The following is a 26997-nucleotide window of genomic DNA, read 5'->3' as shown; positions in this document are numbered from 1 at the left end:
TCTAGTATGCGAATCATGATTATTGACGACCAAGCAACAAATAGAGAATTGTGTCGATTGATGCTCAGTCATATCACATCTCGAATCGATACTTTTGAGAGTGGTAGAGATGCTGTTAGAGCGATGAGTAAAATGCAGAACCTACCTGACATTGTATTGTTGGATGTCATGATGCCGGAGCAAAATGGCTTCATGACGGCGCAGCAAATCCGGCAATCTTTTCCTGAACAGCATATTGCAATCATCTTCCTTACTGTGTTGGACGATCACGATTCGTTTGAGCGCTGCCTTGCATTGGGCGATGATTTCGTCCTTAAACCAGTCGAAAGCAGCGTGCTGCTTGCTAAAGTCCAAGCGCACCATCGTATTGTTACCATGCACAATGAAGTGATGGCACAACGCGATGAATTAAGTTTGTTTCATGAACAAGTAAGATATGACTATGCCATAGCCGAATCGATTTTTTCAAACTTGAAAGATGAGATGAGCGACCAAGTGAAACATGTCTACGGTATTGATTATATATCGACACCATCGACCATTTTTAATGGCGATCTTATTGTTGTTGCAAATCGACCACATGGCGGCGTCTATGTGATGATAGCGGACGCTACGGGGCATGGTTTGCCTGCCGCTATTTCGGCAATTCCAGCAACTCGCGCTTTCTTTTCGATGGCAGTGAAAGGTTTGGCTGTCGGTGAGATAGTGGCAGAGATCAACGAAGTCCTGAATCGTTTTCTTCCTACGGGGATGATGCTAGCTGCAAGTATTTTCGAGATTCGAGCCAATGGACTTGAAGTGTCTTGGTGGGGCGGTGGGTTACCGGATGCGTATATTCTCGACCCAGATGGGACAATTTCGCAAAGGCTTGAATCGAAGCATATGCCTTTAGGGGTATTAGGCCCTAAAGAATTTGAAGCAAACTTAATGCATTTAAAACTTGAGCCTCATCAGAGGATTATTGCTTATACAGATGGTCTAATCGAAGCTGTCAATGAGCTCGGAGAATCATTTGGGCAGTCTCGCTTAGAAGCGGTATTACAGGCAGGTAAATTTGCGATACCGACGTTGTATCAATCTGTACGTGAGTATGCCTATAAGAATGCCGATGATGACCTATCTATACTGGCAATGGAGTTTCCAATTTCAAGCGATAAAAGTGCAGTTGAAGTAAAACTAGAGGATTTTGTGAGTACTTTACCGATACAATCTAGGTTGCACTTTCAAGCTGATGTGATTCGCAAAGCTAGTTTGTTGAGTGATATCCGTCGCTATCTGGCAGGGATTATTTTTGGCAGCCCACATCTGGATCTGGTTTGTTCAATTCTATCGGAGCTGGTGACTAATGCTATCGATCATGGTTTATTAGGCATGGATAGCGCGATCAAAGAACAGCCTGAAGGTTTCTTTTTGTTTTATCAAAAAAGGGAAGAAAGGCTGGCTCAATTGAACAACGAAGCATGGTTAAAGCTAGATATTGATTACATACCTTTGGAACAGCGTTTAATAATGACATTAGAGCATAATGGTGAGGGGTTTGATTATCGCTCTCATCCCAAAGAAAAATCTAATGGTTTAACCTACGGTCGAGGTATCGTTCTTGCCACGGAACTTTGTGATTCGCTTCACTATTCAAAACAGGGTAAGCAAGCTACGGCAACTTACCGGTTTGATGCCCCTCATCGCTTCCCAAGCTCTCGTTAATATTTACATTGTAAATTGGTCGCCGTAAGTGAAAGCGGTGTTCCAATTTATCCATAACAGCATTTTTGTCCCCCCGCCAATATTACACTGTAAAATTAAAGCAGCATACATATCGCTTTTTCCATCATAAGAATGGGCCATTTTATGCTGCTTAACTTTTGTTGGCTCAATTGCGACGTAGTTGAAAAGCTGGCATAGTTTCAATAGACACGCTGAGAAGGCGTGGTACTTTTGGGGCAGTTTTACTTTCAAGCAGTTTAATGTGCCAATCTGAATAGGGGAGTGGATGTTTAAGATAGAAACCAAGCATCTCATCTTGCGTGATATGCAAATGGAAGATCAAACGGCATTTGTCGAGTTGTCTCAAGATGCAAAGTATCAACGCTTCTATAGCGAAGAGGATTGCGACGCCGAAAAATATCGCCATCTGACACAACTCTTTATCCATCAAGCAAACGAAAAACCAAGACGTAACTATCAATTAGCCATTGAGCATAAAGTAACTGAGAAATTTATAGGTACGGTTTGTTTACGTTTGGAAAATGACAAGCAAGCTTCAATCGGGTGCGGTCTGTCTCGTGCATACCAGGGAAGAGGGCTTATTTTTGAAGCGGCTCGCGCATTGGCTGATTACGGATTTATGGATCTTGGTGTACATAGGATGTATGCGGAAACCATCAGTAAGAATAGACCAGCCATCAGACTGTGTGAGTCATTAGGTATGAAGCAAGAAGGATATTTTTGCCAGCATAGATACTTCAAAAACAAATGGTGGGATACCGTTGTGCTCGCCGTGTTGAGGGACAATTGGCGAATGACCACTTAGGTCGTTTGTCTTAAGGTATACGATTTACAATGTAAAATCAGACAACAAGGAAGTTGGTTTGGAATTTTGGACGTTATTATTTTTTATACCGGCGTGTTTTGCTTTAAATATGACTCCGGGACCCAATAATTTATTGGCGATGAACAATGCGCGTTGTTATGGATTTAAAGTGGCACTGCTGGCTGGAATGGGGAGAATCGCTGCGTTTAGCGTAATGATATCGTTGACCGCTTCAGGCTTAGCCATGGTTCTATATGCCTCTGAAACCTTATTCTTGGCAATAAAACTATGTGGTGCAATTTATCTTATATGGATCGCTTTTAACCTTTGGCGCTCGGCAGCAAGTCCGATCTCTTCTGTTCTCCAGTCTTTAAGCCTATTTGCCCTCGTTCGACAGGAATTTACTTTGGCGGCAGGAAATCCCAAAGCAATTCTTATTTTTACGGCATTTCTTCCGCAATTTATCGACCCTGCAATTGATATCGACAAGCAGTTTTTTGCACTGGGTACTACATTTTTACTGCTTGAAACACTGACGATCAGCATTTACGCCATTTTTGGTCTGTATTTAAGGCATTGGTTTTCCAAGCCAAAAATGGCCAAAATATTCAATAAAGCATGTGCAATTTTTCTCACAGCTTCCGGAGTTAATCTGTTGCTGAGCCGGCAGTGATTTACTATCTTATGATAAAGCTAAATGTGGTCTTGAATTTAATGGAATCAATGACAAGGAGGAGTGTGTGTTTGCTGTGATTTTTAGGGCAAAAACTGGCGAGCAAGATGCTGAATATGGCAACATGGTCGGTACTATGCGCGAATTAGCTTTCGATAAATACCATTGCCAAGACTTTATAGCGGTAACAGAGGGAGAGCAAGAAATCGCAATATCCTATTGGAATAACGAAGAGGATATTCGTAATTGGCACAACGACAGTAAACATGCTACTGCGCAACAACTTGGCAGAGAAAAATGGTATCAGTCCTATTTGGTTCAAGTTGTAGAGATAAAACGACAGTATAGCTTTGGTGAATAAAACACAGTAAGACAACCGTCTTGCACTGTTGGTCTTACTGCGGTGTTCTAAATCAGCAACGCCAAGATTGTTTCAAGAACATCTCAGGGTTAGTTTTTCTCGAAAGTAGCGGTACTTTTAATAACTAACGACAACAATTCCTGTGAACTCGCTTTGGATGCAGATGTTTGCATCGTTTGGCTGTTTTGACGTAAGCGCTCTCTAAGTGCTTTCAATTCTGCTTGGGTATCACTGGATTGATTAGATGCACTATTTTTCATGGTAGTAACCTTTACTGCTATTGGTTTGAGGTAGCTAGTATCATCTGAGTTTTGGATAAGTTACAGTTAGTTACTATCTGATTATTTGATACTTTGTATGTTCAACCTTCAACAACTTGAAACACTTATACTGTGCGTCGAATGTGGTTCATTCTCTAGCGCCGCTAGGAGGCTAGGTAAAGCTCAATCGGCCGTCAGCACAACTATTGCGAATTTAGAGGTCGATACAGGAATTGACATTTTTGATCGATCTACACGCGCACCTACACTCACGGCTAATGGTAAGTTGCTGTACTCACATGCGCAGGATCTGCTTTCCCACGCTAACAATGTTAAGGCAATGGTAAATGCGCTAAATGCAGGTGTTGAAGACTGCGTGACAATAGTGATCTGTGACTTATTGCTAACATCCAATTTTTACAATGTCATCAATCAGTTCTATCAGCGTTTTCCTCACACTGAACTGATTATTCAAGTAGTGGAAAATAAATATGTCGCTCAACTAGTATCGGATAATGAAGCGTCGATAGGGCTTAAAATATGGGATAGTTTTAACCTTACTGAGGTTGAATTAGGATTGGTTGGCTACTTACCGATGTCGATTGCTGTAAGAAACTCACATCCATTGCTTTGTAAAGAGTCGGTAAAACCAAGCGACTTGTCGACCTATATGCAAGTATCTTTGCTAGAAAATTCTGGTCTGCTCGATATCAAATTGACCTCAAACATTACTAAGACTAATCAAATCAATGTGCTGTTGAGTATCCTTGAATTACAGCATTGTTGGGGTATTGTGCCTAATCACCTTATTGCAGGGCGAGATTCGCTAGAAGTGATCAAGCTTGATGCTGAAGAGAAAAACTTTTTGCTTCACGTTGATCGAGTGACGCGTAAAAATCAGCAGTTGGGACCAGCGATTTCTTGGTTCTATAAGCAATGTGTCGAGATTTATGATGTTGGCCCGCTATAGTTTTGAATATATCCCGATTGCACGACAATCGAGTGCTGTTACTATTTTTATACCTAAAGCGTCACTAGTGCTATTGAATCAATATTTCAAGCAGTACCCATTTTAAAGAAACAGGGTATTAACTGGAGAAATCTCATGTCAAATATCGTCTATATTGCAACAAGTCTCGATGGCTATATTGCAGATAAAAATAATCAAATTGACTGGCTGCACAGCATTCCGAATCCTGAAGGTTCCGATTTCGGCTTTGCTGACTTTATGAGTGATATCGATGCTTTAGTCATGGGAAGGAACACATTTGAAATGGTCGTGAGTTTTGATTGTGAATGGCCCTATACCAAACCAGTCTACGTATTGAGCAATACAATGAAATCAGTACCGGAAGGATACCAAGAAAAGGCTTTTTTGATTAACGGAGAGATTGAAGATATCGTTGAGCAGCTAAACAGGCGAGGGCTTAATCGCTTGTATATTGATGGAGGAAAGACGATCCAAGGTTTCTTAAAAAAAGATCTTATTGACGAATTGATCATCACCACTATTCCCATCGTTCTTGGTGGCGGAATCCCATTGTTTGCTGATCTTGTCGCTCCGTTACAATTCAAACATCTATCTTCAACGCGATATGTAGACAGTTTGGTTAAAAACCATTTTATCCGTCAGAAATAGAAATGCACACGGTCGTTGCAACAAGACCCTACAGCTTTACATTGTAAATCTAGATAAATTGTCTATTGTTGGAATGCTTTAATAGGAATAAAAATGGAAAACCTGTCAGGTGGACGTGAAGGTGTCATTTTCAAAAGGGGTGAATTTGTCGTTAGACCTTTAAATCCTTGGTCTAATTCGGTTCATCAATTATTGGACCACTATAAAAATAATGGTGTGATAGGCTGCCCTCAATTTATCGCGATCGAAGATGGTGATAAAGAAGTGCTGACCTTTGTGAAAGGGGATACTTACAACTATCCGTTGCGAGGAGCAATTGCGAGTGATGTAGCTTTACTTTCTGCGGCAAAGATTTTGCGCGTATTACATGATGTATCGAGCGACTTTCTGGCTGAAAATCGGTTTCAAGCATTGCTATGGATGCTGCCTGAAAGAGAGCCACAAGAAGTTATATGCCATGGTGATTTTACGCCTTATAACGTTACCCTTGATGGTGAAGTTGTGACAGGAGTATTCGATTTTGATACTGCGCATCCAGCGCCAAGAATATGGGATTTAGCTTATTCGATTTATTGTTGGGCGCCATTCAAAACGGATTCAATCGATGCATTGGGTGATCTTCACCAGCAAACGGACAGGGCCATAAAATTTTGTGACGCTTATGGTGCAACTGCCGAGCAACGATGTCAACTCGTTACAAATATGGTCGAAAGATTGAATGCTCTGGTTGACTATATGCAGCAACAATCGAAGCAAGGAAATGAAAAATTCATTAGCGATATAGAGAATGGACATCATTTAAGTTATTTGGCGGATATCGATTACTTACTTAAGAACCAGAAATTTATAACGTCAGGTTTGCTAAACGGTGCCCAATTCTAGTCTTTTAATTGTCGCTGACGTGATCGCTTCAGCGGTAAATATAGTTATTTGGGTGTTCAATAATTCCTCGCATAAAGCAAAGAAACACACTGCAACTAGGGTGATATTAATTCCATCATTTCATTGTAATATGTACAACATTCGCACATTTGATACACATTTTGTTGCTTAATTGAGAGAAAATTACTCGACATAAGCCGGAAAATGCTAGCGCTTTCATACTTATATCAGGTGAACTTAGATACACTGCTTACAAGGTTAATTCCAAAGTAGGTGAAGCATGTGGAAAGAGATCGTATCTCTGTCTGATGATAAGAAACAAGTGATTGCTATACTTCCTAACGAAATGTTGCTGCCGCGAGATTTTGATTATGACGGGCTGACTGAGGCTATTGCGGCTCTCGAGGCTGAACTTTACTTTGTTTATGAAGAGGAAGTACTGCGTTTTATCACCCTTGGAAAAGAAGGTAAATCCGAATCTTTTCAGGGTATTGTGATTGCCGAGAAATTGGATGCGACAGTAGAACTCGTCATATCAGAAAACGATATGTTAGCCAGTATGGTGGTGACTGGTGCCTACGGCGGAAAACCACTGAGTGGTCCCCAGCTTGTACATGCTTTGGCTAGTGGTTCCATTACCAAAGGTATTAACAAACTCGCGTTAAAAAAAGTATTAGTAGTGAGCGCTCAGCTCAAACCGGGTAAACAATTTACTCAACCAATCGCCACCGGAAGACGACCTGTGGAAGGCAAAGATGCCCAATTCATTCCCCTCGTAAAAGATATAACTAAACAAGTACTTGCCCCAGTAGAAGATGAAACCGGTAAAGTGGATATGCTTAACCTTGGTGATACCGTGAGTGTTGCCAAAGGGCAACCTTTGATGCGTCGAATACCACCAACACTTGGAGAGCCCGGCTTGACTGTGCAAGGAAAAGAGATTCCTGCAGGTGACGGAAAAGATCTGCTTCTTAAAGAGGGTAAGGGATCCGCTATATCCGAGAAAGATCCTAATGTTCTTATCGCGACATTAACCGGAATGCCAATTTTACATGAGTTCAGTGTCGATGTGGATGATGTACTTGTTTTGGATTCAATCGGTGTCGCCACTGGGCATGTAAAGTTCAAAGGTAATGTACTGGTTAAAGGTAATGTTGAGTCTGATATGATGGTGCGAGCCACAGGCAATATCACTATCGGTGGTTTTGTTGAATCGGCGAACATTCAGGCACAAGGTGATATTGAAGTAGCCAAAGGTATTATTGGTCATAACGTTTCTGACAACCAAAAAAAGTCTTGCGTACTTAAAGCTGGCGGAACGATTAAAGCAAATTACGCGCAGTTTGCTGAACTGCAAGCTGGACATAATATCGAACTCGCGATTCATTGTATGAACAATGAAATTCGCTGTGGTAACAATCTCACTATCTCAGACAAAACGGGTCGACAAGGCACCTTAAGTGGTGGTCATGCTAAAGTTGGCGGTAAGGTTGCCTGTGTTAACTTGGGAGTGGAAGGTGACACCGCAACCTATGTGCATGGTTTTGCTCGTTATAAAATGCATAAAGATCGTCAAAGTAAGTATCGTGAACATTATCAACTGGCTCAAGAAGCCACTATGAATGTCGTGAGGCAAGAACTTGAATTTAAGAAACGACCTAAAGCTGATCGCACAGAAGAAGAAGAAGACCTAATCGGGCATAGTAAAGTCGCGGCGAGTGCTAATTTAGAGAGAATCAAACTAGCGCGAGATGCACATGTTGAAGAGTTCGATCGTTTATTGCGTGAAAATACCATCCAAGCGAGCAAAAAAGTATACACGCGAGTAATAATCCAATATGGAGAAGACAAAGTTACAACTAAACGCGTTCATGGCGCCGCCGTTTTTTCTTACGATCAGTACAATATTAACTGTACTTCAATGCTTGATGAGGAAATGCTGGAGGAAGATTTCTAGCCAGTGAAATTGTACGTCAATTTTTTTGAAAGAAAGAACACAGCTTTCTCGCTAATCAAGAATTATGTCATTACTCGGATGAGAATGTCGCCTAGATAGAACATCGTACAGCCTTTCTGTCATTTCATGCTGTGCAAACCTAGCATTACAGCATGCTCACCTTTAAACCTACATCGCTTTTTAAACCAATTTTACCTAACTTATTGTGAGACAATAAAAAACCAATTATTCTTACCATGTGAGAATGAATGGTTCTTTGTGTTTATAAATTCCCACCTTTTAGGAATACAATTTGGTCAATCTAACTAGAGGCGTTAAAACGTCAGTGTGAATTCGATGAAGCAGAACTCCGGTCAGGTCAACGAAAAATTACTACAACTGCTTATGCAAGTTGCGGTGAACGATGAGCCTGTAACAGCTAAGACACTCAGCGATCTATTAGGGACGCCGATAAGCAGTCTTTATCGTCACCTAAAGTTACTGAAAGAATGGAATTTGATTGAAGAGAGTCCAAGCGACAAGACTTTGATCATCGGTCCGGCTGCTTTGCTACTAATGCGCAGTTACGAGACGAGCCAACATGAATTGGATGCGGTTGATGCCGTACTTAACCGCCTTCAAAAACAGACTGGCGAAATGGCCGCCTACATGGTACCGGTGGGCTATCGAGCACTATGTGTAAGCAGGAAAGAGAGTATGCAAGCACTGCGCTGTAGTTATGTACAAGGACAAAGCCAACCACTATTGAGAGGAGCTTCGTCAAAAGTGATGTTGGCATTCATGCCAAATCAACGCCGAGACAAGATTTTGCGTTATTTTGGTGAAGCACACCGAATCAATGAGTGGCACGAGAATCTTGATGTGATTCGTGCGCAAGGCTATGCATTTAGTACATCTGAGATTGACCCTGGTGTATCTGGTATCAGTGCACCAGTAATGAAAGGGTCAAAACTCGTTGGTGCAATCTCCGTAATGGCACCGGCACATCGTGTTCAACAAAATCAACAACGGATAATCCTTCACGTTCTTCAAGCGGCTAGGGCTCTGCCCCCAGAAAGGTAATGCATATGTTCGGCTTATTTCGACGTAACAAAACTCGCAATAGTATCAGTTCTTCTGCTTTTTCAATGGTATTGATGAGTATTGCTCAATCAATCAAGCCAATGAAGCAGGTTGAGTTCGAAATGGCTGATCAAAGCTTACAGGATGTCTTCGATTGGCTGGCTGAACAAGAACATAGCCGTTGGTTAAATGGCGGTCACTATATGCTGTCAGAACAGATGATAGGGCACTACCAGCTAAATCTAAATCGTTACCTTGGTTCGAACACGCTTCCCGTCGTGTTTAGCAATTGTACAGAAGGGGTACTCCACGCATTACCATTGCTTAATAGCGGCAAAGCGTTGGGCATTATTCATATAGGTAGTCAATTTGAAATCAGTCCAACATTGGAGCCAGAACTGGGCTCGGCGTATCACTTTGCTTTAGCGCGGTTTAGTGAATTGCACTTATTCTGTATGGGCATTAATGGTGCTCGTCAGAATGACAAAACTCTAGAGTATGCCGAAGATCTGGGTTGTGACTGGTTGACGCTGTCTGAATGTCAGTTTGAACATCGCTTTTATGTCAAAGAACAGCTTACCAGTTACCTTGCGCATTGTGATCAGGTGGTACTGAATATTGATCTCGCTTCATTATGCCCTCAGTCATATTTAGGCTCTGAGCGTCATTTGGAGGTGCACATGGTCAGCCGAATTATTCGTCAAAGTTTAATGTCAGGTAAAGTGGCTATGGTTCAGCTAGTGGGGTGGAAAGACAAGCATATATTTGCTAAGTCAACGTTAAGCATTTTGCAAGAATTGGCAGGAATAGTCCCGACGAACGACAAAGTGGCGTAACTAAAAAATTAGAAGATTATCGAGCTAAGTGGTTCATCGCTTGAAGCATAAACTCTGTCGGACTATATAGGGGGAAATTATAGTTCTCCAAAAAGAACTAAAGCTGGCTAAAGAGCCAGCTTAGACGTTGCAAATTTGCACTTTACTGTGTTTTCGTTTCTTGTTTACTTACTTCTTTCCAGTATTGAACACGAATACGGTGTAATTGTGCTTTTCTCATTTTCTTCATGACATTTCCTCACTTAATTCTTACTCGGATATGAGCATATGTGAATACAGTTCCTCATGAACTATTCGAATGTAGCCTCGTTTTGTTTGTATAGCTAGGACTTTGATCACATTTTTGTGCCGAAATTCTGTTGTCTTTAACTCTTAATATGGCTGACATCTCACTATAATCTTAGTGACAAAAAAACGTAAAGAAAATACCACTAAAATTAAATGTAAATAAAACATATATTTAACGTGCTTCTTTCCTGTTTATTGTATAAGGCATGTTTAATGCCAAGTTATTCTATCTGCCACGTCAATGATGACGGGCATTGATGCGTGATGAATGTCATGTTTATGTAGGGAAATGTGATTCGTTTCTAAGCCTATAGAATTGAATGAATAACCATCGCAGAGCGGATTGGTTTTTGGCATGTATTTTGTGACCTTGTATCGATTTTGTTATTCACCTGATTGACTAGTGTTTAGGCTGGGCGTAAATTGGTGTTATCTACAGAGCCAATGAGAGGTAACGCAATGTTAGTTTTAGCATTTATAGCAATCGCTATAGGCGTGTTTTTTTGCTCTTGGGTATGTCACCATGGGTTACCCATGATGGGGCTTCATGTCGATACCTATGACGCATTACTTCTTTCAGAGGTAACAGGACAAGACGTGCTAGAAGCATAATTGCCAGTGTGTATGAAAAGAGAGCCTAACGGCTCTTTTTCATTTTTTGGACGTAGAATATTTTGCAGGTAATGTTAGCTGTTTGTTTGGCTATCTTGACGTAACAATACGCACTTAATCTGTTCAATGATAGTTGTAAATCTCAGTGGCATACTCGCTCGTTGTTTGGTGATTAAATAGAGCATTTCAGATACTTCATTCTTTGCTTGGTAAACAGTAATATTTTCCTTATCAGGAAAATTTTGTAACGCACTCAACGGTAAAACTGTAAAGCCCAACCCTTTGGATACAGGTAACAAAATCTGACTTAACTGATTCACATACCCCGAGACGGGTAGTTTGTCGAAACGAATGTCTGCAAGCCAATCCTCATCACAGTTATCGCAATACAAAGCCCAACAATTCCCCACATCTGGATGAGTGATTATCCCAAGCTGCTGCAATTTTTCTAGATTAATATTGGCAACATTAACCGAGGCGGGGAGCATCAGACATAAAGGCTCAATACTAAGCTTTTGAACTAACAGGCGTTTATCTGAAGGTTTGCTAGCGACGATGCCTATGTCAGCTTCTCCTGTGAGAATATCAGCGAGCACTTTTCGCTTAGGTGCAGCTTCGATGTGAGTAACTAGGTCGCGATGTTTACATTGTAAATCTAGTAAAGGAGGGTAGAGAAGTAACGCTAATGACCCCGAACAGGCTAGTTTAACCGTCCCTTTAAATGGAGAATCGGGTTGTAAGCTGCCAATAAGGTGAGATTCGCGTAGCTGCAATTCTTTTGCATAATCGTAAATGATTTGACCTTGGGGGGTAATATCGAAGCTTTTGTTATTGCGTTCTATTAGTGGATAACCACAGACATTCTCAAGTTTTTTGACGTGCTGGCTGACGCCAGGCTGTGTCATAAACAGCTTTTCTGCAGTGCGAGTAAAGTGTCCCGTTTCAATGAGAGTGACAAATGTTTTGAGCCATAAAGGGTTTAGCATACATAAACTAGCTTAGATAACGAATAATTATGAAAATAAGCATAGAGCATAACGTTACATGCTCAAAGCTCGGGTTGACGATTTAATTATAAAAGCATGATTTATTTTATTAATAAAAGCTAGTAATTCAAATGTAAATAAGATGTATTTTTAATCGCATTACTGGTAGTCTCGCTATTCATTATCCAATTCTGCTAATGGTAAAAGAGCACTATATGGGCGCAAAGCACGCTTTAAAGAAGTTGAAAAAAAACGTATCTAAGGCTCCGTCTAAATCCTTAAAGCAATTGCAAGCATTACCACTAGCCAGAGCCGAAGAAGAACAGCAAAACAATCCTAGATCGTCTTATTGGAAATCTGAGTTTAAGCAAATATCTCAACAAACACTTGTTAATGTCGCTAGTGAACTCGCAGCACCCTTCAACCCAGTTTTATCTTGGTTTGACGGAGGGGAGACGGCTTCGGTTATTCGCCCTTCAGCCAAAAGTGCAGATATAAAAAAGGACGCAAATATGCGACCTAGTGTTAAATCTATTGTTCATCTTCCATTTAAGTCCCCACCTTGCAAGCGCTGCCCCGCATTAAGTCATGGGGTATGTAAGTGTGCGGCGAAAAAACTGAAAATGTCAGCTTAGCGGTCCGATTATAAGCTCATTATTACCCTGCTGATTGAAGGACCAACTAGACGAGATAGGGCAACTCCTGCCATGCCTTTCGCAAATGTCTTGGTTCCACTTACGACGGCGTTCTCAATAAAAGACGGTTTTGGATTACTGCGTAGCCACCCATGACCTTCTAAAATTTCTAATACACTATCGCTATCCAGTTCGTTTTCATCGAAGGTAATCGCAACCGAGCCTGCGTATTTTTTATATTTCACACTTGTAATAGCATCTATTTTCTCAAGTTGAGATATCAATAACGACACTTCATTATCATTCTCTTTTATAAAATCAGAACGAACTCTAACTCTTTGATTTGTAGTGTGAATGTAAGTGTTCATAACAATCCCAATGAAAATGATAATAATTACTATTTTCAAAAGATAGCATTCTATAAGGTTGATCGCAAAAAAACTTAACGCAGTCCGCAATATCACCATATTTAACGTGGTGATATTGAGGAAGTTCGATATATTTTTTGTATGAAACAACACATATCTACGGCCTTAAAACTTAGAAAATGGGTAGTGATTGGCCATCATATTCCTGGGCGTGTTCGGCTGAAATATAAAATGGGTATTGTGGCTCATTTGGCTAAATACAAAGTGCAAGATATTGAGTGTGCCCTCGCATCAATTCCGGCATTCAAAAACTGTAAGCTGAACCATGTTACTGGCAGTATTTTAATTGAGTACGACGCATCGTTAGTATGCCCTCAAAGGGTTGAAGAGCTGTTCTCCGATTCAGAGCAACAGGCGGAACAAGCTTGTCATGCTATTGCTGAGAGCTTGAACTTAAATGGAGTGAACGGATGAGTGAAAATAACCCACAAGGTTATGGTAATGCAGAGCAAGCAAATACTGCTTCTGCTCAAAGCGCGCAAGATAATCCCCAACAAGCACCTTATGGTGGTTTTTATGGCTACCCACCTCATATGGTACCGCCACAATTTTCTCATCACGCTCAATCGATGGGACAAGCGCACTTTCCTCCTCACATGGGACACATGCCACCGCCAATGTGGCACCACCCAATGTGGATGAATCATCCTGGATACTGCCATCCATCAATGATGCCACCACCTCATTGGCAATCACATCCACATATGCATCCCTCTATGCACCCACCAGCGCAAGAGCAAAGCCAGGGGCAAGAAGAAGTAAACGATGCACTATTTGAACAAGCTCAAGCGATGTTAGAAGGCGCATTGGGTGAAGACGCAGGTATGTTTAAAGAATTATTAGGGAGTTTTGGAATGAACGATAAAGAATTTTGGAAAGGCGCAATGGTTGGCGCTGCAGCTGCATTATTGTTAAGTAATGAGAATGTACGCGGTAAATTGATGGGCATGGTTTCTGGTGCTGGCGATATGCTGAAAACGGGCGGTTGTGCAGTGAAAGATGGTGCAACCAGTACAGCAAAGAACGTCAAAGAGAATGTGTCCACTAGTGGTGAGATTTTCCGCGACACTTATGAAGCAGGTAAGCAAGGATTTCATGATTCAGTTGAACGCCATCAACAAGAAACCCAAGAGCCAGAACAAGTTGAACCTTTAGAAAATGATGCTGTAAAACCGGCGTGAGTAATTCATCTGACAAACTAAGCGCAGCCAGCCGAGCGATGATTATTGGCGCCATGGCTGGTGGTAGTGCCTCTTTGGTAAGTAACTGGCAGCGTCATCAACAGGGTGATTTAGCGACTAATGATTTAGTGGCTCAAGCATCACTTTCTGCTTTGAAAGCTGGAGCCGTCAGCGGTGCATCGACCTATGCGGCAGAAAAAATGGCCGGTCGACCAGTGCTTTCTTTATTAACAATTTTAAGTGTTGGTGCTGCAGGGGTTTACCTTGTGGATCAGCTATCGGAAGAGTCTAACGATGAACAACAATAACCCGTATTACTATGGTTATCCGCATTACGGTCAGCAAGCTCAGGCTGGCAACCAAGAACAACCATACAAAAAGCAAAACACTAAAACACATTTTGCCATGGGCTTAGTCGCTGGCGCGGCTGTTGCTTACGTTATTAGCAATAAAAAGTTTCAGCAGGGTGTGACGGCAACAGGTGAGAAAGCTTGGTCTACTGTGCGTGGTGAAGTGGAAGAGTTGAAAGAACGTTTGGAAGATACCCAAGCAGAGCTAGAGTATTACCGCAATCTACATAAAGGCGAAGAATGATTGGCTTGCAGGTCAAACATCACTTTCCAGGACGGGTTCGTTTTAAGGTTACTGCGTTAAAAGAACATCAAGCTATCGGTGAATGGATCAAGCACAGTTTGCTTGCGATTCAAGGTATTCGAGATGTAAGAGTCAACGAGGTGGCTTGTTCAGTTGTGATTGAGTACGACCAAACGATATTGAGTCGAAAAGTGCTCGAATCGCGCTTAGCGCAGCTTGATTTCTCTCACGCAGAAACCCATGACAGTGAGCATCAATACACGCGTGGTGATATTGCCATGAATGTTATTGGAACGTTAGCTGCGGTATTCCTCCCTAACAAATGGGGGGCAGTAACGACGGCAACTTTAATCGCACCGACATTGTTAGAAGGTGTCAGTGAGCTAAAAGATAAGCGTGTATCTGTTGAAGTGTTAGATGCTATTGCTGTGGGTTTATCTGCTTGGCGTGGCGATTACCGCACTGCGATGATGACACAAAGCCTAATTAGTCTTGGCGAATATATGGAGCAGAAAACCAGCCGCAATAGCGATCAATTGTTGGCAGATTTAATGCACCCACAAGACTGCTTAGTTTGGGTCGTGAAGGCTGATGGCTCTAAGCTGCAAGTAAACTCTAATGAACTAGTACCAAATGACATCATTGAGTTAACACCGGGTAGTGCCATTCCAATTGATGGTGTGGTAATCGAAGGTGCTGCATTGATCAATCAATCTACGCTCACTGGTGAAAATGTACCAGTGAGGCGTGAGCTTGATGCTGTTGTCTATTCTGGTACTAGCGTCCACGATGGAAGCATTAAGGTTCGCGTAGACAAAATTGGCAGTGAAGCAACAACCGCTAAAATCGCAAAATTGATTTACGACTCTTTAAGTGAGAAAAGTGAAACTCAGCAAGTTACTCAAGATATGGCGGATCGCAGAGTCAAGATCACTTTGGGGATTGGCGCAGCGGTATTTGCTTTAACGCAAGACCTTAATCGAGTTGCGTCTGTTTTTTTGGTGGATTATTCATGTGCGCTAAAACTCAGTACGCCAGTCACTTTTAAGTCAATTATGTATCGCGCTGCGCAACAAGGAATCTTGTTTAAAGGCGGTAGTGCGATTGAAAAGTTGGCAAAAATTGATACTTGCGTGTTCGACAAAACAGGTACGCTTACTTATGGGGATATGGAAGTCACTGATGTGATACCGCTATGCCCAAAAAATAGCGCACGTGATTTACTCGCAATGGCGGCTTCAGTAGAAGAGCACAGTAATCATCCACTATCACAAGCGGTGGTTGATGCGGCGCAAAATCATCAGTTACCACATATTGAGCACGGTGAAGTGGAATATGTGATTGCTCACGGCTTAAGAAGCACGTTGAATGGCCACTGTTTGGTGATGGGTAGCCGACATTTCTTAGAAGTACATGAGCAGGTTGACTTTACTGAAGTTGAAGAAGATATCCGCCATTATGAAGAGATCGGTCGTCACTTGATCTTTATATCATCAAAGAAAAAACTCATTGGCATGATTGGTCTACGTGATCATTTGCGTGAAGATGTTCATCAAACCTTGGCTGATTTGCGTCATTTGGGGATCAAGCATTTAGTGATGATCTCTGGTGATAGCGCATACAAAGCTCATATGTTGGGAGATGAATTGCAACTTGATCGAGTCTTTGCTGAGGCGTCACCAAAAAGCAAATCAGCGATCATTGAAGAGCTTCAGCAAAATGGTCACAACGTCATGTTTGTTGGTGATGGAGTGAATGATGCTCCAGCCCTAACAAAAGCGGATGTTGGTGTTGCCATGTGTCGTGGTACAGAGCTTGCTCGTCAGGCTGCGGATGTGGTTCTGCTGCAAGATAAGTTGTTAGGTGTCTCCCATACTGTGCAACTTGCTAATATCGCGATGAAGATGATTAATCAGAACATCAAGATAGCAGAATATGTCAACAGTGGAATCATGTTAGCAGCAGCGTTGGGCATGTTGAATCCAACGATGAGTGCGTTACTCCATAATGGCACGACCTTGGGTATTCTAGGGCGTTCCGTTGCGCTTAAGAATGCTTAGCCTTGCTTAACTAAGCTTCCATGCTAGAAATGCCTGCTTTCACAAAGCAGGCATTTTTTCATCCCATCGGACAACAATTGTTGTTACTATTCCCGCTACATAGTCGGGGGGCCATGAGGCTGAGATCGCTACGCGAGACCCGTTGAACCTGATTCAGTTAACACTGACGTAGGGAACTATAATTGCTGGTATCGATTGATCCTTTCCAGTAATACTCACCTTACTGCGAAGTTGGTTTTCCTAGGTTGAGTCAGTTCCTTACGTTGCGAGTAGGAGTGACACAACATGATTTATCAACCTTCACATGCAACTCCCATTATTTTGACCATCGCCGGTTCAGACAGTGGCGGCGGCGCAGGCATTCAAGCCGACATCAAAACAATCTCTGCTACTGGTGGATACGCTTGTTCTGCCATTACGGCTATTACGGCACAAAACACACTCGGTGTTTCAGCTATTTTCCCTATTCCTGTTGAGCACATAGCCAAGCAACTTGATGCTGTTTTTAGCGATCTCAATGTGGTTGCGGTTAAAGTCGGTATGTTGGCGGACAGTGGCATTATCAATGTAGTCGCGGACAAAATTGAGCAGTATCGACCGAAGTTTTTGGTGGTTGATCCTGTGATGGTTGCAACCAGCGGCGATATGCTGCTTAAGGCAGAGGCAATTGCGACCATGAAAGAGCGTTTGTTGCCATTGGCTGATCTGATTACCCCCAACTTGTCTGAAGGTGCAGCGCTTATTCAATGCAATGTTCCAATAATCGAAGCGCAGATGGGATTTATGATTGCTGATTTGCGCGCTCTGGGCGCCAAAGCTGTATTGCTCAAAGGTGGTCACTTGGAAGGCAATCCATTTAGCAATGATTTGTTAATAGAAGAAAAATCGATTCAGGTCATACGAGCCAAACGAGTGAATACCAATAATACGCATGGCACGGGTTGCACTTTATCTTCTGCTATTGCTTCGTATCTTGCTCAAGGTGAGCCGTTACTAGCTGCGGTTGAAAAAGCCAAAGTGTATATCTCATCGGCAATAGAGCACGCTGATCAATTGAATATTGGTTCGGGGCATGGTCCTGTTCATCATTTCTATGCGTTAACTCAGTAAGAATAAATTGAGTTAACACGGCAGGAACTAAGAAAAAAGCTGCTTTTCTAGCTTTCCTTTGGAGTATGGGGATGAGTTTTAAGCGCTTACAACCCAAGACTTCGTCTTGGAAGTTATATACCCGTCATACTTGAAGTTGCAGCGGTGTTGGCTGTATTCGTGCGCCCCAATCACATAGTTCACTTATACTCAGGGGACTTTCTCACTTGCCGCCAACCTGCATCTTCAAGTTTCTTGGGTATACTTCTGTATTTTTTGCGATACAGAGGAACATTTTTTCACCAAATTGACATCAACTTGATAATGTTAATAGTCACGGTCGGTTAGTATTAGCAGTCTCAGGTGACAAAGGTACTCCTCCTTTGCCTACATTTCTTTGTCAAGCAGCCTGTTGATTATTAACAGGTTTAGCCTTTTGCGTGCCTTAACTTTTTGAACAACAGTCTAGGCACCGCATGATAGCCTTATTGAATGAGATGATGGTTATGAAAAATTCCCTACAAGCCAAACGTAATGGGTTAGTGTTGTTGGTGCTATTGTTATTGGGTATTGCGCCAATGACGCTGCTGGTTAGCCACATTGAACTATTGGCATCAGTGTCAGATTTTGAAGGCGCTATGTTTACTTTGCTGACAAACTCGGCTGGTAGTAGTGGTTTTTTGGTTACGCTTGCTATTTTAGTGGCTGCTGGCACTACTCTGAAAATGACACCAAAGCAACAATTGGGCAAACTCATTCAACTCGCGTTAATTTTAATGATAGGTTTTGCTGCAAAAACAGGATTGAAGCATTTAACGGAAAGCCCTCGCCCTTACACGGCTCTTTTGTCACATCAACTACTGATACCAACCCCCGATCACTTCTATCAACTCTCTAGTGAGCAGCGAGAGAGTGTGATTACGACTGTGTCTGAGAATGTGAGTCACTGGCGCACGCAGCATTGGATGGGGGAAACAGATTATTCATTTCCTTCAGGGCATACTATCTTTGCTGCAATATGTGTGGCATTTTTTGGTGGTCTATTTATTGAACAGAAACGCTATGCAATGACGGCTGTCTTAATGTGTTGGGCATTAGGTGTTGCCTACAGTCGTCTATGGTTGGGAATGCATCGCCCAGTTGATCTGCTTGGTTCAATCTTTTTCATTATGGCGGTATACGCAATGATACCGAGTATGGAAGGCTTATCGGCAAAGATTGGTAGCAGGTTGAATCTTAGCAAACGTTGCTTTTATTGAATCCTCTTGAACAGGCTAAGGTAAAAAGCAACAACTCAGCACCTGTAGTACGAGTTGTTGCTTTTTACCTGGTTTGATTAACCAAAAATCACGCTATATAGGAAGCCAGCTCCGATAGCCATACTCAAAATTACCACGAGAAATGCTGCAATCATCTGATTTTTGAAGATTGATTTTAGCAGGATAACCTCAGTCAAACTTGCCCCAGCGCTACCAATGATCAATGCCATTACTGAACCTAGCGCCATTCCTTTTTGAACCAAAGCTGCACTTAGTGGTATGACCGCTTCAGCGCGAATATACAATGGAATACCAATCACAGCCGCCACAGGGATTGCGTACCATTTACCTGCGCCAGCGTATTCAGCTATCAAATCCGTTGGAATAAAACCGTAGATAAATGATCCAATTGCGATACCCAACATTAAGTAAGGCAATACTTGCTTGAAATCTTTCCAAGTGGATATCCATATTCTCATCCAGCGGCTTGGTTGTTTGGTTGCAACAATCGTCGCTGTTGCTGTTCCGTCTGTTGAGCAGCAAGATACCTTTACTTCTGGTTCAGGCTTAGTGCAGCAAGCGCTAGGAGCTTCTACTGCTGGTTGAGCACTGTCACCACAGCTTGTTTTGGTTGAGCAGCTTGAAGGTGTTGTTGATTGATAAGCTTCAGCTTTTACGTAGCGTTCAAAGCCCAATTTTTCTAGTACAAATCCAGAGATGACGGATACGGTCATTGCAATAGCAAAGTAGAACAGCGCGACTTGCCAACCAAATGTCACGACAAATAAACCAATAATTATTGGGTTAAGCAATGGGCTTGCGAATAAGAAGACCATCATCGGACCAAACCCTGCTCTTGCTCGTAGTAAACCTTTTAAGAAAGGGATGGTCGAGCATGAACAAAACGGTGTAATGGAGCCAAGTAAGGCTGCTATAAAATACCCTTTGCCGTTACGTGAGCTTAAGATCGATTGAATTTTTTCTGGAGTCAAAAATTCTTGAAGTACACCGACGATGTAGCTAATAGCCAAGAACAGTATGATTAACTCAACTGCCAAGAAAGCGAACATGTCGAGCGCGTTGCGTGCCATAGTTATTAATTCATTACTCATGTGAGCCTCAAATATCATTTAATTTCGAATATTCTCGAATTATAGAAATAAAAATAGAATGATCAAGCTTTATTTCCACAGTTGTCGAAATGAGATTGGTCATTATCTTTAGCGTGATTGTTGCGTTACTAAGGAGAGAGATGATTGCTTTTTTATGATATTTCGATTATTTTGGAAATATATCATGAGTTGGAGAAAACAATGGAACTTGAAGCCGTTGCGAAAGCGTTGAAAGAATTAGGTCATACAACTCGATTGTCGATCTATAAAAGTGTAGTAAAAGCCGGTTATCAAGGTATTGCAGTGGGGGGCTTACAAGAGCAGTTGGACATTCCAGGCTCAACGTTATCACACCACATTGCCAGCTTGGCTTCGGCTGGTTTGATTAGCCAACGTCGTGAAGGTCGTACCCTTTATTGTGTGGCTGAATACCAGTGTTTAGAAGGTGTGATCGGTTTCCTTCAAGCTGAGTGTTGTGCTGATGAAAAGTGCCAATAACACACTTAATCTTGATGAGGTTTGGCGTCGTTATCAACAATCTCTAAAAGCATTTCTTCGCAGTAAAGTTTCGAATGAAGATGATGTTGAGGATTTACAGCAAGATATATTGCTCAAGACTTATCAAAATCTCGGACAAATTCAGAATCAGTCCAGCGTAAAAGCTTGGTTATTTCAGCTTGCTCAACGCACCATTATTGATTTTTATCGTAAGCGTGGGCGTATCCAACGCGATAGCCAGTTACAAGCTGAGGACCTATGGTTTGAGCAACCATTGGAGACAATAGAGCAAGAGTTGTCCCAATGCATTACCCCTTTTATTCAGACATTGCCACATGAAAGCGCAGTATTACTTGGTTCTATAGAGCTAGAAGGAATGAGCCAAAAAGCATTGGCTGAGCAGCAAGGGATAAGTTATTCAACCCTTAAATCTCGAGTGAAAAAGAGCCGCAGTGAACTAAAAAAACTGTTTGAAGAGTGTTGTGAGCTTACTTTGGATAAGCACGGTAACGTGATCGATTTTCAACGAAAATTTGCGGGCTGCTCGCGCTGTTAAACCTCGAGCTTGAAGCTAAGATCATTGGCAATGAAGCCCTGCGATAGCAGGGCTTTGTGCTTTGAGAGCTGTTAGTACTTACTCCAGCGCATCAATGGTGATTGATAATGCTTGCACCCCAAGCTTAGCAATAGACTTTTCAATTTTTGAAAGCTCTATATAGCTAAGGAGTAACTCACTTTCTTCAATATGCGATTCATGCAGTAATAGCTCTTTGTATTTGAGAAGACGCAGTTGCGATTGACGCAATGCGGTTGCCCTATCGAGCCCTTTACCCTTCGCTTTTACTTCTACATACCCAATCAAATCTGCAATCATTTGTTGCAGATTGCGAAGATAACTTTCGCAATCTGCATCGGTGTTGTTTTTTTCTCTGTCCATGTTTCGCCAACGACTCAATGTTAAGTGATTAAAATGCTGGGCTATTTTTGGGCGGCTGTAGGGTGGCGTAAATATGACCTAGTTAACATGGTCTACTTATTGCCTTATTTAGGTCAAATGTGTCCAATTAAGGTGGTGGCTATGATTGATCCTATCGTTCAAGTGATTATGGATAGACGTAAATTAGCGAAGCTGACAAGGCAGCAAGTCGCCGAAATAGCCGGAATGAGTTTAAAAACTTATCAACGTATTGAGCGAGGGGAATCTGATATGAAGATATCTCAATATCGTTCAATTATTCGAGCCTTGCATGTGACCGATCTTGATATTGTGCTAGACGTTAAAAATATTCAGCCTGTTACGAATGCAGATTTAGCGGCGGCAGCGAGATTACTTAGCCCGGAAGCTCAGGCAATGTTGGTACGTTTTATTATACATGTGACCAAGTAACTCTTGATGTCAGTCATCTAACGCGAATGCTGCAACTCAATCAAAAATCCGATCATTAACATTAACGGCGCTTCCTATTTGACCAAGGTCACTTAAATTTGTAGGCTGGCTGTTACATAAGCTATTGAAACTAGATAGCGTTCAAGAATTTGGGCGGTGAATGCTCATGTTTATCCTGTTGTATTGAGTTATGGAGTCATCCATGTCGGATAGTTTTTGCTCAAATTGTGGTCAAACCTGTGAACACCGAGAGATCATCAAACAGAAAAAATCCCCATATGGCAAAAGCCGTAAGGAACAGTTTAAAGCTTTCTTATCGGGCTTTTTTTCTGGTGTGATGGTAGGTGGGGCTTTAGCCTCTTTAGAGTTGATTGATCGTTATGTGCAGTGCACAAATTGCGGACATAAAACCTTAGATAATAAAGGCGAAGAGTTTCAATGATGCTGTGAGCGAAGGAAGCTTTCAGTGGTATAACAAGGAGAAAGCAATGAGTTACCCATTAGAAGGGAAGTGCCAATGTGGGCAAGTTTCTTATCAGCTAAAAGCCGCGCCGCAGATGGTTGCCGCGTGTCATTGTACTGAGTGTCAGAAGCTTGCTACAGCGCCGTTTAGTGTGACAGCAATCGTTAAAGCGGAAGATATTGATTTTAGTGGTGAGATGAATGAATGGAGCCGCCCAGCTGAAAGCGGTAATGTGAACGCTGCTAAATTTTGCCGAGGTTGCGGTAACCGTATCTATCATTTTGACCCTAAACAACCTGATCTTATCAAGCTTAAACTCAAGCCTGTTGATCTAGAAGATGATGCGATCTTTGAGCCGAAAGCGCACGTGTGGGTAAAAGAAAAAGTCTCTTGGTATGCCCTTCCTCAAGGTGTAAAAGTGTTTGACGGTCAACCGTGATAGCGAGCTAGTTGATTATGCAGAATAGAAACTAAGCCATGACTTAATAGAAGTTGATTTTAGGCAATGAGTTACCTTGAAACGATAGATGTTAGTGATGTTCTTGATAAAAAAAACAGCGCCCAATTGGACGCTGTTTGCAGATCATATCAGTAGCACTTAGATTTTGAATTTATTCAGCTCATGATGTAGGTCTGTGGCACTGCCTGATAACTCATGGCTGATGTTGACCGACTGCGTCATGGTCTCCATTACGTCGACTGCGGTATCATTGATGATGACGACGTTTCGGTTGATTTCTTCGGTCACTAAGCTCTGTTCTTCTGCGGCAGAGGCAATCTGGTTATTCATGTCATTTATTACTTCAATTGCCTTATTAATCTCGGTCAAAGCATGTTGCGCGGCTTCGGTTTCATCTTTGGTCTCTGCAGCTTGTTGTTGGCTTCTTTGCATTAGATTAACGATTGATTGAGTGTCTTGCTCAAGACGCGCTAACCGTGCACGAATTTCTTCGGTTGAACTCTGGGTTCGGTTCGCTAGGTTACGCACTTCATCAGCTACAACAGCGAAACCTCGCCCTGCTTGACCAGCGCGCGCCGCTTCAATCGCCGCATTAAGTGCGAGCAAGTTGGTTTGCTCAGCAATGCCGCCAATTTCGGACAAAATACCTTGGATATTGGTACTTGATTCAGCAAGGCACAGGGTCTGAGCTTGAGCGTCGTTGACTTGATGCGCTAATGTTTCCATTGCTAGCGCCGCATTATCCATACGTTTCATTCCACTGAGGCTGCTTACTTGTACTTGCCCCGCAGCCGTTGCGGCTTGAACAGCAGAGCCAGCAACTTCTTGCGCCGCTGCCGACATTTCATTGATTGCAGTCGCGAGTGAGTTCACTTCATTTAGTTGTGAGTTGAGTTTATCTTTAGATATTTGAGCGCTTTTTTGACCGGCTCCGGCATGAGTTTCGACTTGTAGCGCCGTTTCTTTTGCCGTGGTTAGCATTTCTTGCATACGGGTTAAGAAGGCGTTAAACCAATGGGCGAGTTGTGCTGATTCATCTTTACCTTTTACTTCAAGGCGGTAAGTCAGATCACCATCACCTTGAGCTACATCTTTAAAGCGTTCGACTAAGTTACTTAATATGCGTCCTAAAGATGTTGCGATAACACCCATAGCAAATATGCCAGCGAGCATAGCGATAACACCTGCCAGTACACCTTGCTCAATTGCTTGGCGATTCATTGTGGTGTTCCAATCGATGAAATTGGTAATGTCTTTCTGCAGTACATGCGTCGGGACAGATACAATCACAACCCAAGGAGTACCAGAGGTTGCAACAGAAGTGATCGCATACTCTTGACCCTTGTGTGTCATCATGCCGATGTCTGACCGAGTTGCTAGCTGTTGGACTTTTGACCATTGCAGATAGAGTTCACTCGGTACCTTTTTACCTACGGTTGCAGGTTGGTGACTGTTAGCAAGGGTTGCTCCTTTCCAAGAAGCAATAATGATATTGCCCTGATCATCAAAGAGGTTTCGCGCAAGTACTTCGCTTTGACCTTGAAGCTCTTCAAGCGAAAGATCTAAACCAAGAGAACCAATGATTTTACCATTAACTTTGATTGGTTGGCTGATGGTAGTGATCAGCTCTTGCTTGCCCCTAACTGGGTACATGTAAGGTTCCATAACGAATGGACGCCCAGTTTCGTAAGGCGCTAAATGCCATTCGTCTTTACGTTCACCGTTGTTGTTAATTTGGCTACTGGAGAAGCTCTCCATGCCTAAAGCATCAAAGCCACCGTTGTTGTTTGGTGAAAAGAAAGGCGCAAGATAACCGTCTTGGTTAAAAGCATTCGTCACCGTTGCCTCACTCTCTAAGGGCCAAGTATTTTCTTCAAACACCATATAGCCTGCAAATACCGCTTCGTCTTGGGATTTTAACGCTGCGATGAAGTTGTTAACTAACGCATCTGCACCTGCTTGGCTATCGGCGCTTTGTTCTAAAATTGAGCGCAATTGACTCAAGCTTTGAGTGACAGGTGAAACTTGATTGGCAATGGTTTTGCTTTGCTCAGAAGCGGTAAAACGTAAGTGAGAGGTGCTGGCTTCGGTAAGCTGAGTCGTGACTCTATCGGAAATCTGCTGATTGACATCAGTAAATGCATTGGTAGTTATGCCCATGGCTATTAATAAGGTAAAACCCATGGCCGCGCCTGCGGTGACTGCAATTCGCGTACGAATACTATTAAACATACTTAGTTGACCCTCATGGAGTGTAATTATTATTCTGGTTATACCCGTCATACTTGAAGTTGCAGCGGTGTTGGCTGTGTTCGTACGCCCCAATTACATAGTTCACCTATGCTCAGGGGACTTCCTTACTTGCCGCCTACCTGCATCTTCAAGTTTCTTGGGTATATATGAAATTGGCGGCGATTATAGCCAGAAGGTTTGAACACAATGCTTTGTGTTATGAAAGGTTATTAATGAATGATTTCTCTATGTGAACAGGGGGCGATTAATGTCTAAAAATTGGCAGGGTGGCTATGTCGGTAACAGATTGGATAACGTATTTAACGCTTTGTTTTATTATGTCTATGTTTGGTCGCTGGATGAATGATGGCGGAAAGTTGACAGTTTTGTCATCGAAATGATTGTTGAGAATTAATTTTATAATTAATTCGTCAGGTCATTTTTTTACCGAACTTAACTCTTACTTTGATCCTTCTGGCTTCCATAGTTACACTCTCCACTTTGTTGCTTTATATTAGGTGTTTTGTGTCTATTCCATCTTCCGCTGACTCGATTATTGTTCTCGACTTTGAAACTACGGGTCTTTCACCACAACAAGGTGACAGAGCAATTGAAATTGGTGCAGTAAAACTGCATCAAGGTGAAGTCGTTGACCGCTTTCAAAGCCTGATGAATCCAGGGTTCCGCGTAAGCGGTTTTATTGAAAGCTATACTGGGATCACCAATAGTATGTTGCTTAATGCGCCCAGTTGCGATGAAGTGATGGATCAGTTTGCTGATTTTATTGAGGGATGCAATTTACTTGCGCACAATGCTTCATTTGATCAGCGCTTTTTAGATGCAGAATTGCGTCGGATAGATCGCTACTATTCTGGTCAGTTTGCATGTTCTTTGCTTGTTTCGCGAAGAATTCATCAAGAGTCGAGTTCTCACAAATTAGGCGATTTGGTTCAGTATCACCAAATTGAAAATGATGGTGTGTTTCACCGTGCCTTAGCTGATGCCGAAATGACGGCTCGTTTATGGCAAGTCCAACTGAGTGCTATAAAGGACAAGTTTGATATCCAACAACCAAGCTTTGAGTTGATGCTTAAAATTGCGAAAACACCTAAAGCCTCAGTAGAGCAAATGTTGAGAAAAGAAGCTTCTATACCCAAGTAACCTCAAGATGCTTAGTTCAGCGAGAGTTGTTAGGTTTACAGGCAAGGCTTCGATTTGAAAATCTAGTCGATCTAAATTAAGAATCGATAACGTAGTCTGCGAACCTAACAAACTCGCCCTTTGGGAGTCTGTCACTGGAACCATTTTTACGTCAAACAACTAGGAAATAGATGGCTATTCCACGTCGTTGTTTTCCTTGAACTGGTACTAGTGACAAGACTCTGAATCCTGCATCTTGAAGTCAGTTGGGTATAAGTAGGCACACTCTTAGGCATTTAGATCGAAATCTAAGATCTCGCTGCTAGTTATTGGCATATGCCAGTAACTAGACATATAGTGTGGTGGTTACTCA

The 26997-nt window shown here is 42.2% G+C and carries 31 protein-coding genes and 1 riboswitch; of the genes, 25 read left to right on the top strand and 6 right to left on the bottom strand.

The genetic code is table 11. From position 1 onward, the window contains the following. Nucleotides 1-6: 6 nt before the first annotated feature. The 4 genes from L4C38_RS08320 to L4C38_RS08305 all read left to right on the top strand — a co-directional run bounded on the left by L4C38_RS08320 (nt 7) and on the right by L4C38_RS08305 (nt 3564). Nucleotides 7-1704 (top strand): ATP-binding SpoIIE family protein phosphatase, encoded by a 1698-nt coding sequence (locus L4C38_RS08320; RefSeq protein ID WP_428797070.1) that lies wholly within the window; start codon nt 7-9, stop codon nt 1702-1704. A gap of 286 nt (nt 1705-1990) precedes the next feature. Then, on the top strand, nt 1991-2530 hold the full coding sequence (locus L4C38_RS08315; protein ID WP_428797069.1) for a GNAT family N-acetyltransferase: 540 nt from the start codon (nt 1991-1993) through the stop codon (nt 2528-2530). Nucleotides 2531-2588: 58 nt separating this feature from the next. After that, nucleotides 2589-3203 (top strand): LysE family translocator, encoded by a 615-nt coding sequence (locus tag L4C38_RS08310; protein ID WP_428797068.1) that lies wholly within the window; start codon nt 2589-2591, stop codon nt 3201-3203. A gap of 67 nt (nt 3204-3270) precedes the next feature. Next, complete coding sequence (locus L4C38_RS08305; RefSeq protein ID WP_428797067.1) at nt 3271-3564, top strand: antibiotic biosynthesis monooxygenase family protein; 294 nt, start codon at nt 3271-3273, stop codon at nt 3562-3564. Between the two features lie 89 nt (nt 3565-3653). On the opposite strand, the gene L4C38_RS08300 is transcribed toward L4C38_RS08305, so the two are convergent. Continuing rightward, on the bottom strand, nt 3654-3824 hold the full coding sequence (locus tag L4C38_RS08300; RefSeq protein ID WP_428797066.1) for a hypothetical protein: 171 nt from the start codon (nt 3822-3824) through the stop codon (nt 3654-3656). A 97-nt stretch (nt 3825-3921) separates the two neighbouring features. Between L4C38_RS08300 and L4C38_RS08295 the strand changes: the two genes are divergently transcribed. The 7 genes from L4C38_RS08295 (at nt 3922) to L4C38_RS08265 (ending at nt 11100) form a co-directional block, all read left to right on the top strand. Then, nucleotides 3922-4794: a LysR family transcriptional regulator gene (locus L4C38_RS08295; RefSeq protein ID WP_428797065.1), complete on the top strand. Its 873-nt coding sequence runs from the start codon at nt 3922-3924 to the stop codon at nt 4792-4794. Between the two features lie 135 nt (nt 4795-4929). After that, a complete protein-coding gene (locus L4C38_RS08290) occupies nt 4930-5463 on the top strand; it encodes a dihydrofolate reductase family protein (protein WP_428797064.1) in 534 nt (177 codons plus the stop codon). Nucleotides 5464-5556: 93 nt separating this feature from the next. Continuing rightward, complete coding sequence (locus L4C38_RS08285; RefSeq protein WP_428797063.1) at nt 5557-6345, top strand: phosphotransferase enzyme family protein; 789 nt, start codon at nt 5557-5559, stop codon at nt 6343-6345. Nucleotides 6346-6625: 280 nt separating this feature from the next. Then, the gene (locus L4C38_RS08280; RefSeq protein WP_428797062.1) at nt 6626-8302 is read left to right on the top strand and encodes a flagellar assembly protein A; all 1677 of its coding nucleotides are present in this window, start codon (nt 6626-6628) and stop codon (nt 8300-8302) included. A gap of 336 nt (nt 8303-8638) precedes the next feature. Beyond that, the gene (locus L4C38_RS08275; protein ID WP_428797061.1) at nt 8639-9364 is read left to right on the top strand and encodes an IclR family transcriptional regulator; all 726 of its coding nucleotides are present in this window, start codon (nt 8639-8641) and stop codon (nt 9362-9364) included. A gap of 5 nt (nt 9365-9369) precedes the next feature. Then, nucleotides 9370-10200, top strand: a complete 831-nt coding sequence (locus L4C38_RS08270) for an arginase family protein (protein ID WP_428797060.1) — start codon at nt 9370-9372, stop codon at nt 10198-10200. A 747-nt stretch (nt 10201-10947) separates the two neighbouring features. Continuing rightward, the gene (locus L4C38_RS08265) at nt 10948-11100 is read left to right on the top strand and encodes a hypothetical protein (protein ID WP_428797059.1); all 153 of its coding nucleotides are present in this window, start codon (nt 10948-10950) and stop codon (nt 11098-11100) included. A 74-nt stretch (nt 11101-11174) separates the two neighbouring features. Here L4C38_RS08265 and L4C38_RS08260 read toward each other — a convergent pair whose 3' ends face one another. Continuing rightward, a complete protein-coding gene (locus L4C38_RS08260; RefSeq protein WP_428797058.1) occupies nt 11175-12086 on the bottom strand; it encodes a LysR family transcriptional regulator in 912 nt (303 codons plus the stop codon). 215 nt (nt 12087-12301) lie between these two features. On the opposite strand from L4C38_RS08260, the gene L4C38_RS08255 reads away from it, so the two are divergent. Next, nucleotides 12302-12721, top strand: a complete 420-nt coding sequence (locus L4C38_RS08255) for a hypothetical protein (RefSeq protein ID WP_428797057.1) — start codon at nt 12302-12304, stop codon at nt 12719-12721. A gap of 8 nt (nt 12722-12729) precedes the next feature. Here the strand turns inward: L4C38_RS08255 and L4C38_RS08250 are convergent, their stop codons facing one another. Beyond that, nucleotides 12730-13089, bottom strand: coding sequence for an HMA2 domain-containing protein (locus L4C38_RS08250; protein WP_428797056.1), 360 nt, complete (start codon nt 13087-13089; stop codon nt 12730-12732). Nucleotides 13090-13230: 141 nt separating this feature from the next. Between L4C38_RS08250 and L4C38_RS08245 the strand changes: the two genes are divergently transcribed. The 7 genes from L4C38_RS08245 (at nt 13231) to L4C38_RS08215 (ending at nt 19332) form a co-directional block, all read left to right on the top strand. Continuing rightward, nucleotides 13231-13563 carry an HMA2 domain-containing protein gene (locus L4C38_RS08245; protein WP_428797055.1) on the top strand — a complete coding sequence of 111 codons (333 nt, stop codon included), beginning with the start codon at nt 13231-13233 and terminating at the stop codon, nt 13561-13563. Then, complete coding sequence (locus L4C38_RS08240) at nt 13560-14330, top strand: YtxH domain-containing protein (RefSeq protein WP_428797054.1); 771 nt, start codon at nt 13560-13562, stop codon at nt 14328-14330. Before L4C38_RS08245 ends, L4C38_RS08240 begins: the two co-directional genes overlap by 4 nt. Beyond that, entirely contained in the window at nt 14327-14638 is a 312-nt protein-coding gene (locus tag L4C38_RS08235) for a magnetosome protein MamC family protein (RefSeq protein ID WP_428797053.1), read from the top strand. The genes L4C38_RS08240 and L4C38_RS08235 overlap by 4 nt, the downstream gene beginning before the upstream one ends. Further along, nucleotides 14625-14924, top strand: a complete 300-nt coding sequence (locus L4C38_RS08230; RefSeq protein ID WP_428797052.1) for a YtxH domain-containing protein — start codon at nt 14625-14627, stop codon at nt 14922-14924. Before L4C38_RS08235 ends, L4C38_RS08230 begins: the two co-directional genes overlap by 14 nt. Then, complete coding sequence (locus L4C38_RS08225; protein WP_428797051.1) at nt 14921-16984, top strand: heavy metal translocating P-type ATPase; 2064 nt, start codon at nt 14921-14923, stop codon at nt 16982-16984. The genes L4C38_RS08230 and L4C38_RS08225 overlap by 4 nt, the downstream gene beginning before the upstream one ends. A gap of 94 nt (nt 16985-17078) precedes the next feature. Next, nucleotides 17079-17176, top strand: a riboswitch (TPP riboswitch). Nucleotides 17177-17269: 93 nt separating this feature from the next. Further along, on the top strand, nt 17270-18094 hold the full coding sequence (thiD, locus tag L4C38_RS08220; RefSeq protein WP_428797050.1) for a bifunctional hydroxymethylpyrimidine kinase/phosphomethylpyrimidine kinase: 825 nt from the start codon (nt 17270-17272) through the stop codon (nt 18092-18094). A gap of 485 nt (nt 18095-18579) precedes the next feature. Then, entirely contained in the window at nt 18580-19332 is a 753-nt protein-coding gene (locus L4C38_RS08215) for a phosphatase PAP2 family protein (RefSeq protein ID WP_428797049.1), read from the top strand. Between the two features lie 77 nt (nt 19333-19409). On the opposite strand, the gene L4C38_RS08210 is transcribed toward L4C38_RS08215, so the two are convergent. Next, nucleotides 19410-20444, bottom strand: a complete 1035-nt coding sequence (locus L4C38_RS08210; protein ID WP_428797048.1) for a permease — start codon at nt 20442-20444, stop codon at nt 19410-19412. Nucleotides 20445-20645: 201 nt separating this feature from the next. Here L4C38_RS08210 and L4C38_RS08205 point away from each other — a divergent pair, with 201 nt between their 5' ends. Further along, nucleotides 20646-20942 carry an ArsR/SmtB family transcription factor gene (locus L4C38_RS08205; RefSeq protein WP_428797047.1) on the top strand — a complete coding sequence of 99 codons (297 nt, stop codon included), beginning with the start codon at nt 20646-20648 and terminating at the stop codon, nt 20940-20942. Then, nucleotides 20926-21498, top strand: a complete 573-nt coding sequence (sigZ, locus tag L4C38_RS08200) for an RNA polymerase sigma factor SigZ (protein WP_428797046.1) — start codon at nt 20926-20928, stop codon at nt 21496-21498. Before L4C38_RS08205 ends, sigZ begins: the two co-directional genes overlap by 17 nt. A gap of 78 nt (nt 21499-21576) precedes the next feature. Here sigZ and L4C38_RS08195 read toward each other — a convergent pair whose 3' ends face one another. After that, complete coding sequence (locus L4C38_RS08195) at nt 21577-21879, bottom strand: hypothetical protein (protein WP_428797045.1); 303 nt, start codon at nt 21877-21879, stop codon at nt 21577-21579. 141 nt (nt 21880-22020) lie between these two features. Here L4C38_RS08195 and L4C38_RS08190 point away from each other — a divergent pair, with 141 nt between their 5' ends. The 3 genes from L4C38_RS08190 to L4C38_RS08180 all read left to right on the top strand — a co-directional run bounded on the left by L4C38_RS08190 (nt 22021) and on the right by L4C38_RS08180 (nt 23231). Further along, nucleotides 22021-22329: a helix-turn-helix transcriptional regulator gene (locus L4C38_RS08190; protein WP_428797175.1), complete on the top strand. Its 309-nt coding sequence runs from the start codon at nt 22021-22023 to the stop codon at nt 22327-22329. Between the two features lie 202 nt (nt 22330-22531). Beyond that, complete coding sequence (locus L4C38_RS08185) at nt 22532-22771, top strand: hypothetical protein (RefSeq protein ID WP_428797044.1); 240 nt, start codon at nt 22532-22534, stop codon at nt 22769-22771. Between the two features lie 46 nt (nt 22772-22817). Beyond that, the gene (locus L4C38_RS08180) at nt 22818-23231 is read left to right on the top strand and encodes a GFA family protein (RefSeq protein ID WP_428797043.1); all 414 of its coding nucleotides are present in this window, start codon (nt 22818-22820) and stop codon (nt 23229-23231) included. A 159-nt stretch (nt 23232-23390) separates the two neighbouring features. Here L4C38_RS08180 and L4C38_RS08175 read toward each other — a convergent pair whose 3' ends face one another. Next, the gene (locus tag L4C38_RS08175) at nt 23391-25484 is read right to left on the bottom strand and encodes a methyl-accepting chemotaxis protein (RefSeq protein WP_428797042.1); all 2094 of its coding nucleotides are present in this window, start codon (nt 25482-25484) and stop codon (nt 23391-23393) included. Nucleotides 25485-26009: 525 nt separating this feature from the next. Here L4C38_RS08175 and L4C38_RS08170 point away from each other — a divergent pair. Next, nucleotides 26010-26645 (top strand): 3'-5' exonuclease, encoded by a 636-nt coding sequence (locus L4C38_RS08170; protein ID WP_428797041.1) that lies wholly within the window; start codon nt 26010-26012, stop codon nt 26643-26645. The last annotated feature ends 352 nt before the right edge of the window (nt 26646-26997 follow it).

The organism is Vibrio kasasachensis, assembly GCF_050337565.1.
In the GTDB taxonomy this organism is placed as follows: Bacteria; Pseudomonadota; Gammaproteobacteria; order Enterobacterales; family Vibrionaceae; genus Vibrio; species Vibrio kasasachensis.
Note: the sequence above shows the minus strand (reverse complement) of the source record. Positions and strands in the feature narration are given on the sequence as shown.

What these genes read in the sequence shown, in the direction of transcription:
- L4C38_RS08320 (WP_428797070.1), top strand. Translation starts at nt 7, where the DNA reads ATGCGAATCATGATTATTGACGACCAAGCAACAAATAGAGAATTGTGT.
- L4C38_RS08315 (WP_428797069.1), top strand. Translation starts at nt 1,991, where the DNA reads ATGTTTAAGATAGAAACCAAGCATCTCATCTTGCGTGATATGCAAATG.
- L4C38_RS08300 (WP_428797066.1), bottom strand. Translation starts at nt 3,824, where the DNA reads ATGAAAAATAGTGCATCTAATCAATCCAGTGATACCCAAGCAGAATTG.
- L4C38_RS08295 (WP_428797065.1), top strand. Translation starts at nt 3,922, where the DNA reads ATGTTCAACCTTCAACAACTTGAAACACTTATACTGTGCGTCGAATGT.
- L4C38_RS08290 (WP_428797064.1), top strand. Translation starts at nt 4,930, where the DNA reads ATGTCAAATATCGTCTATATTGCAACAAGTCTCGATGGCTATATTGCA.
- L4C38_RS08285 (WP_428797063.1), top strand. Translation starts at nt 5,557, where the DNA reads ATGGAAAACCTGTCAGGTGGACGTGAAGGTGTCATTTTCAAAAGGGGT.
- L4C38_RS08280 (WP_428797062.1), top strand. Translation starts at nt 6,626, where the DNA reads ATGTGGAAAGAGATCGTATCTCTGTCTGATGATAAGAAACAAGTGATT.
- L4C38_RS08275 (WP_428797061.1), top strand. Translation starts at nt 8,639, where the DNA reads ATGAAGCAGAACTCCGGTCAGGTCAACGAAAAATTACTACAACTGCTT.
- L4C38_RS08270 (WP_428797060.1), top strand. Translation starts at nt 9,370, where the DNA reads ATGTTCGGCTTATTTCGACGTAACAAAACTCGCAATAGTATCAGTTCT.
- L4C38_RS08265 (WP_428797059.1), top strand. Translation starts at nt 10,948, where the DNA reads ATGTTAGTTTTAGCATTTATAGCAATCGCTATAGGCGTGTTTTTTTGC.
- L4C38_RS08260 (WP_428797058.1), bottom strand. Translation starts at nt 12,086, where the DNA reads ATGCTAAACCCTTTATGGCTCAAAACATTTGTCACTCTCATTGAAACG.
- L4C38_RS08255 (WP_428797057.1), top strand. Translation starts at nt 12,302, where the DNA reads ATGGGCGCAAAGCACGCTTTAAAGAAGTTGAAAAAAAACGTATCTAAG.
- L4C38_RS08250 (WP_428797056.1), bottom strand. Translation starts at nt 13,089, where the DNA reads ATGAACACTTACATTCACACTACAAATCAAAGAGTTAGAGTTCGTTCT.
- L4C38_RS08245 (WP_428797055.1), top strand. Translation starts at nt 13,231, where the DNA reads ATGAAACAACACATATCTACGGCCTTAAAACTTAGAAAATGGGTAGTG.
- L4C38_RS08240 (WP_428797054.1), top strand. Translation starts at nt 13,560, where the DNA reads ATGAGTGAAAATAACCCACAAGGTTATGGTAATGCAGAGCAAGCAAAT.
- L4C38_RS08230 (WP_428797052.1), top strand. Translation starts at nt 14,625, where the DNA reads ATGAACAACAATAACCCGTATTACTATGGTTATCCGCATTACGGTCAG.
- L4C38_RS08225 (WP_428797051.1), top strand. Translation starts at nt 14,921, where the DNA reads ATGATTGGCTTGCAGGTCAAACATCACTTTCCAGGACGGGTTCGTTTT.
- thiD (WP_428797050.1), top strand. Translation starts at nt 17,270, where the DNA reads ATGATTTATCAACCTTCACATGCAACTCCCATTATTTTGACCATCGCC.
- L4C38_RS08215 (WP_428797049.1), top strand. Translation starts at nt 18,580, where the DNA reads ATGAAAAATTCCCTACAAGCCAAACGTAATGGGTTAGTGTTGTTGGTG.
- L4C38_RS08210 (WP_428797048.1), bottom strand. Translation starts at nt 20,444, where the DNA reads ATGAGTAATGAATTAATAACTATGGCACGCAACGCGCTCGACATGTTC.
- L4C38_RS08205 (WP_428797047.1), top strand. Translation starts at nt 20,646, where the DNA reads ATGGAACTTGAAGCCGTTGCGAAAGCGTTGAAAGAATTAGGTCATACA.
- sigZ (WP_428797046.1), top strand. Translation starts at nt 20,926, where the DNA reads ATGAAAAGTGCCAATAACACACTTAATCTTGATGAGGTTTGGCGTCGT.
- L4C38_RS08195 (WP_428797045.1), bottom strand. Translation starts at nt 21,879, where the DNA reads ATGGACAGAGAAAAAAACAACACCGATGCAGATTGCGAAAGTTATCTT.
- L4C38_RS08190 (WP_428797175.1), top strand. Translation starts at nt 22,021, where the DNA reads ATGATTGATCCTATCGTTCAAGTGATTATGGATAGACGTAAATTAGCG.
- L4C38_RS08185 (WP_428797044.1), top strand. Translation starts at nt 22,532, where the DNA reads ATGTCGGATAGTTTTTGCTCAAATTGTGGTCAAACCTGTGAACACCGA.
- L4C38_RS08180 (WP_428797043.1), top strand. Translation starts at nt 22,818, where the DNA reads ATGAGTTACCCATTAGAAGGGAAGTGCCAATGTGGGCAAGTTTCTTAT.
- L4C38_RS08175 (WP_428797042.1), bottom strand. Translation starts at nt 25,484, where the DNA reads ATGTTTAATAGTATTCGTACGCGAATTGCAGTCACCGCAGGCGCGGCC.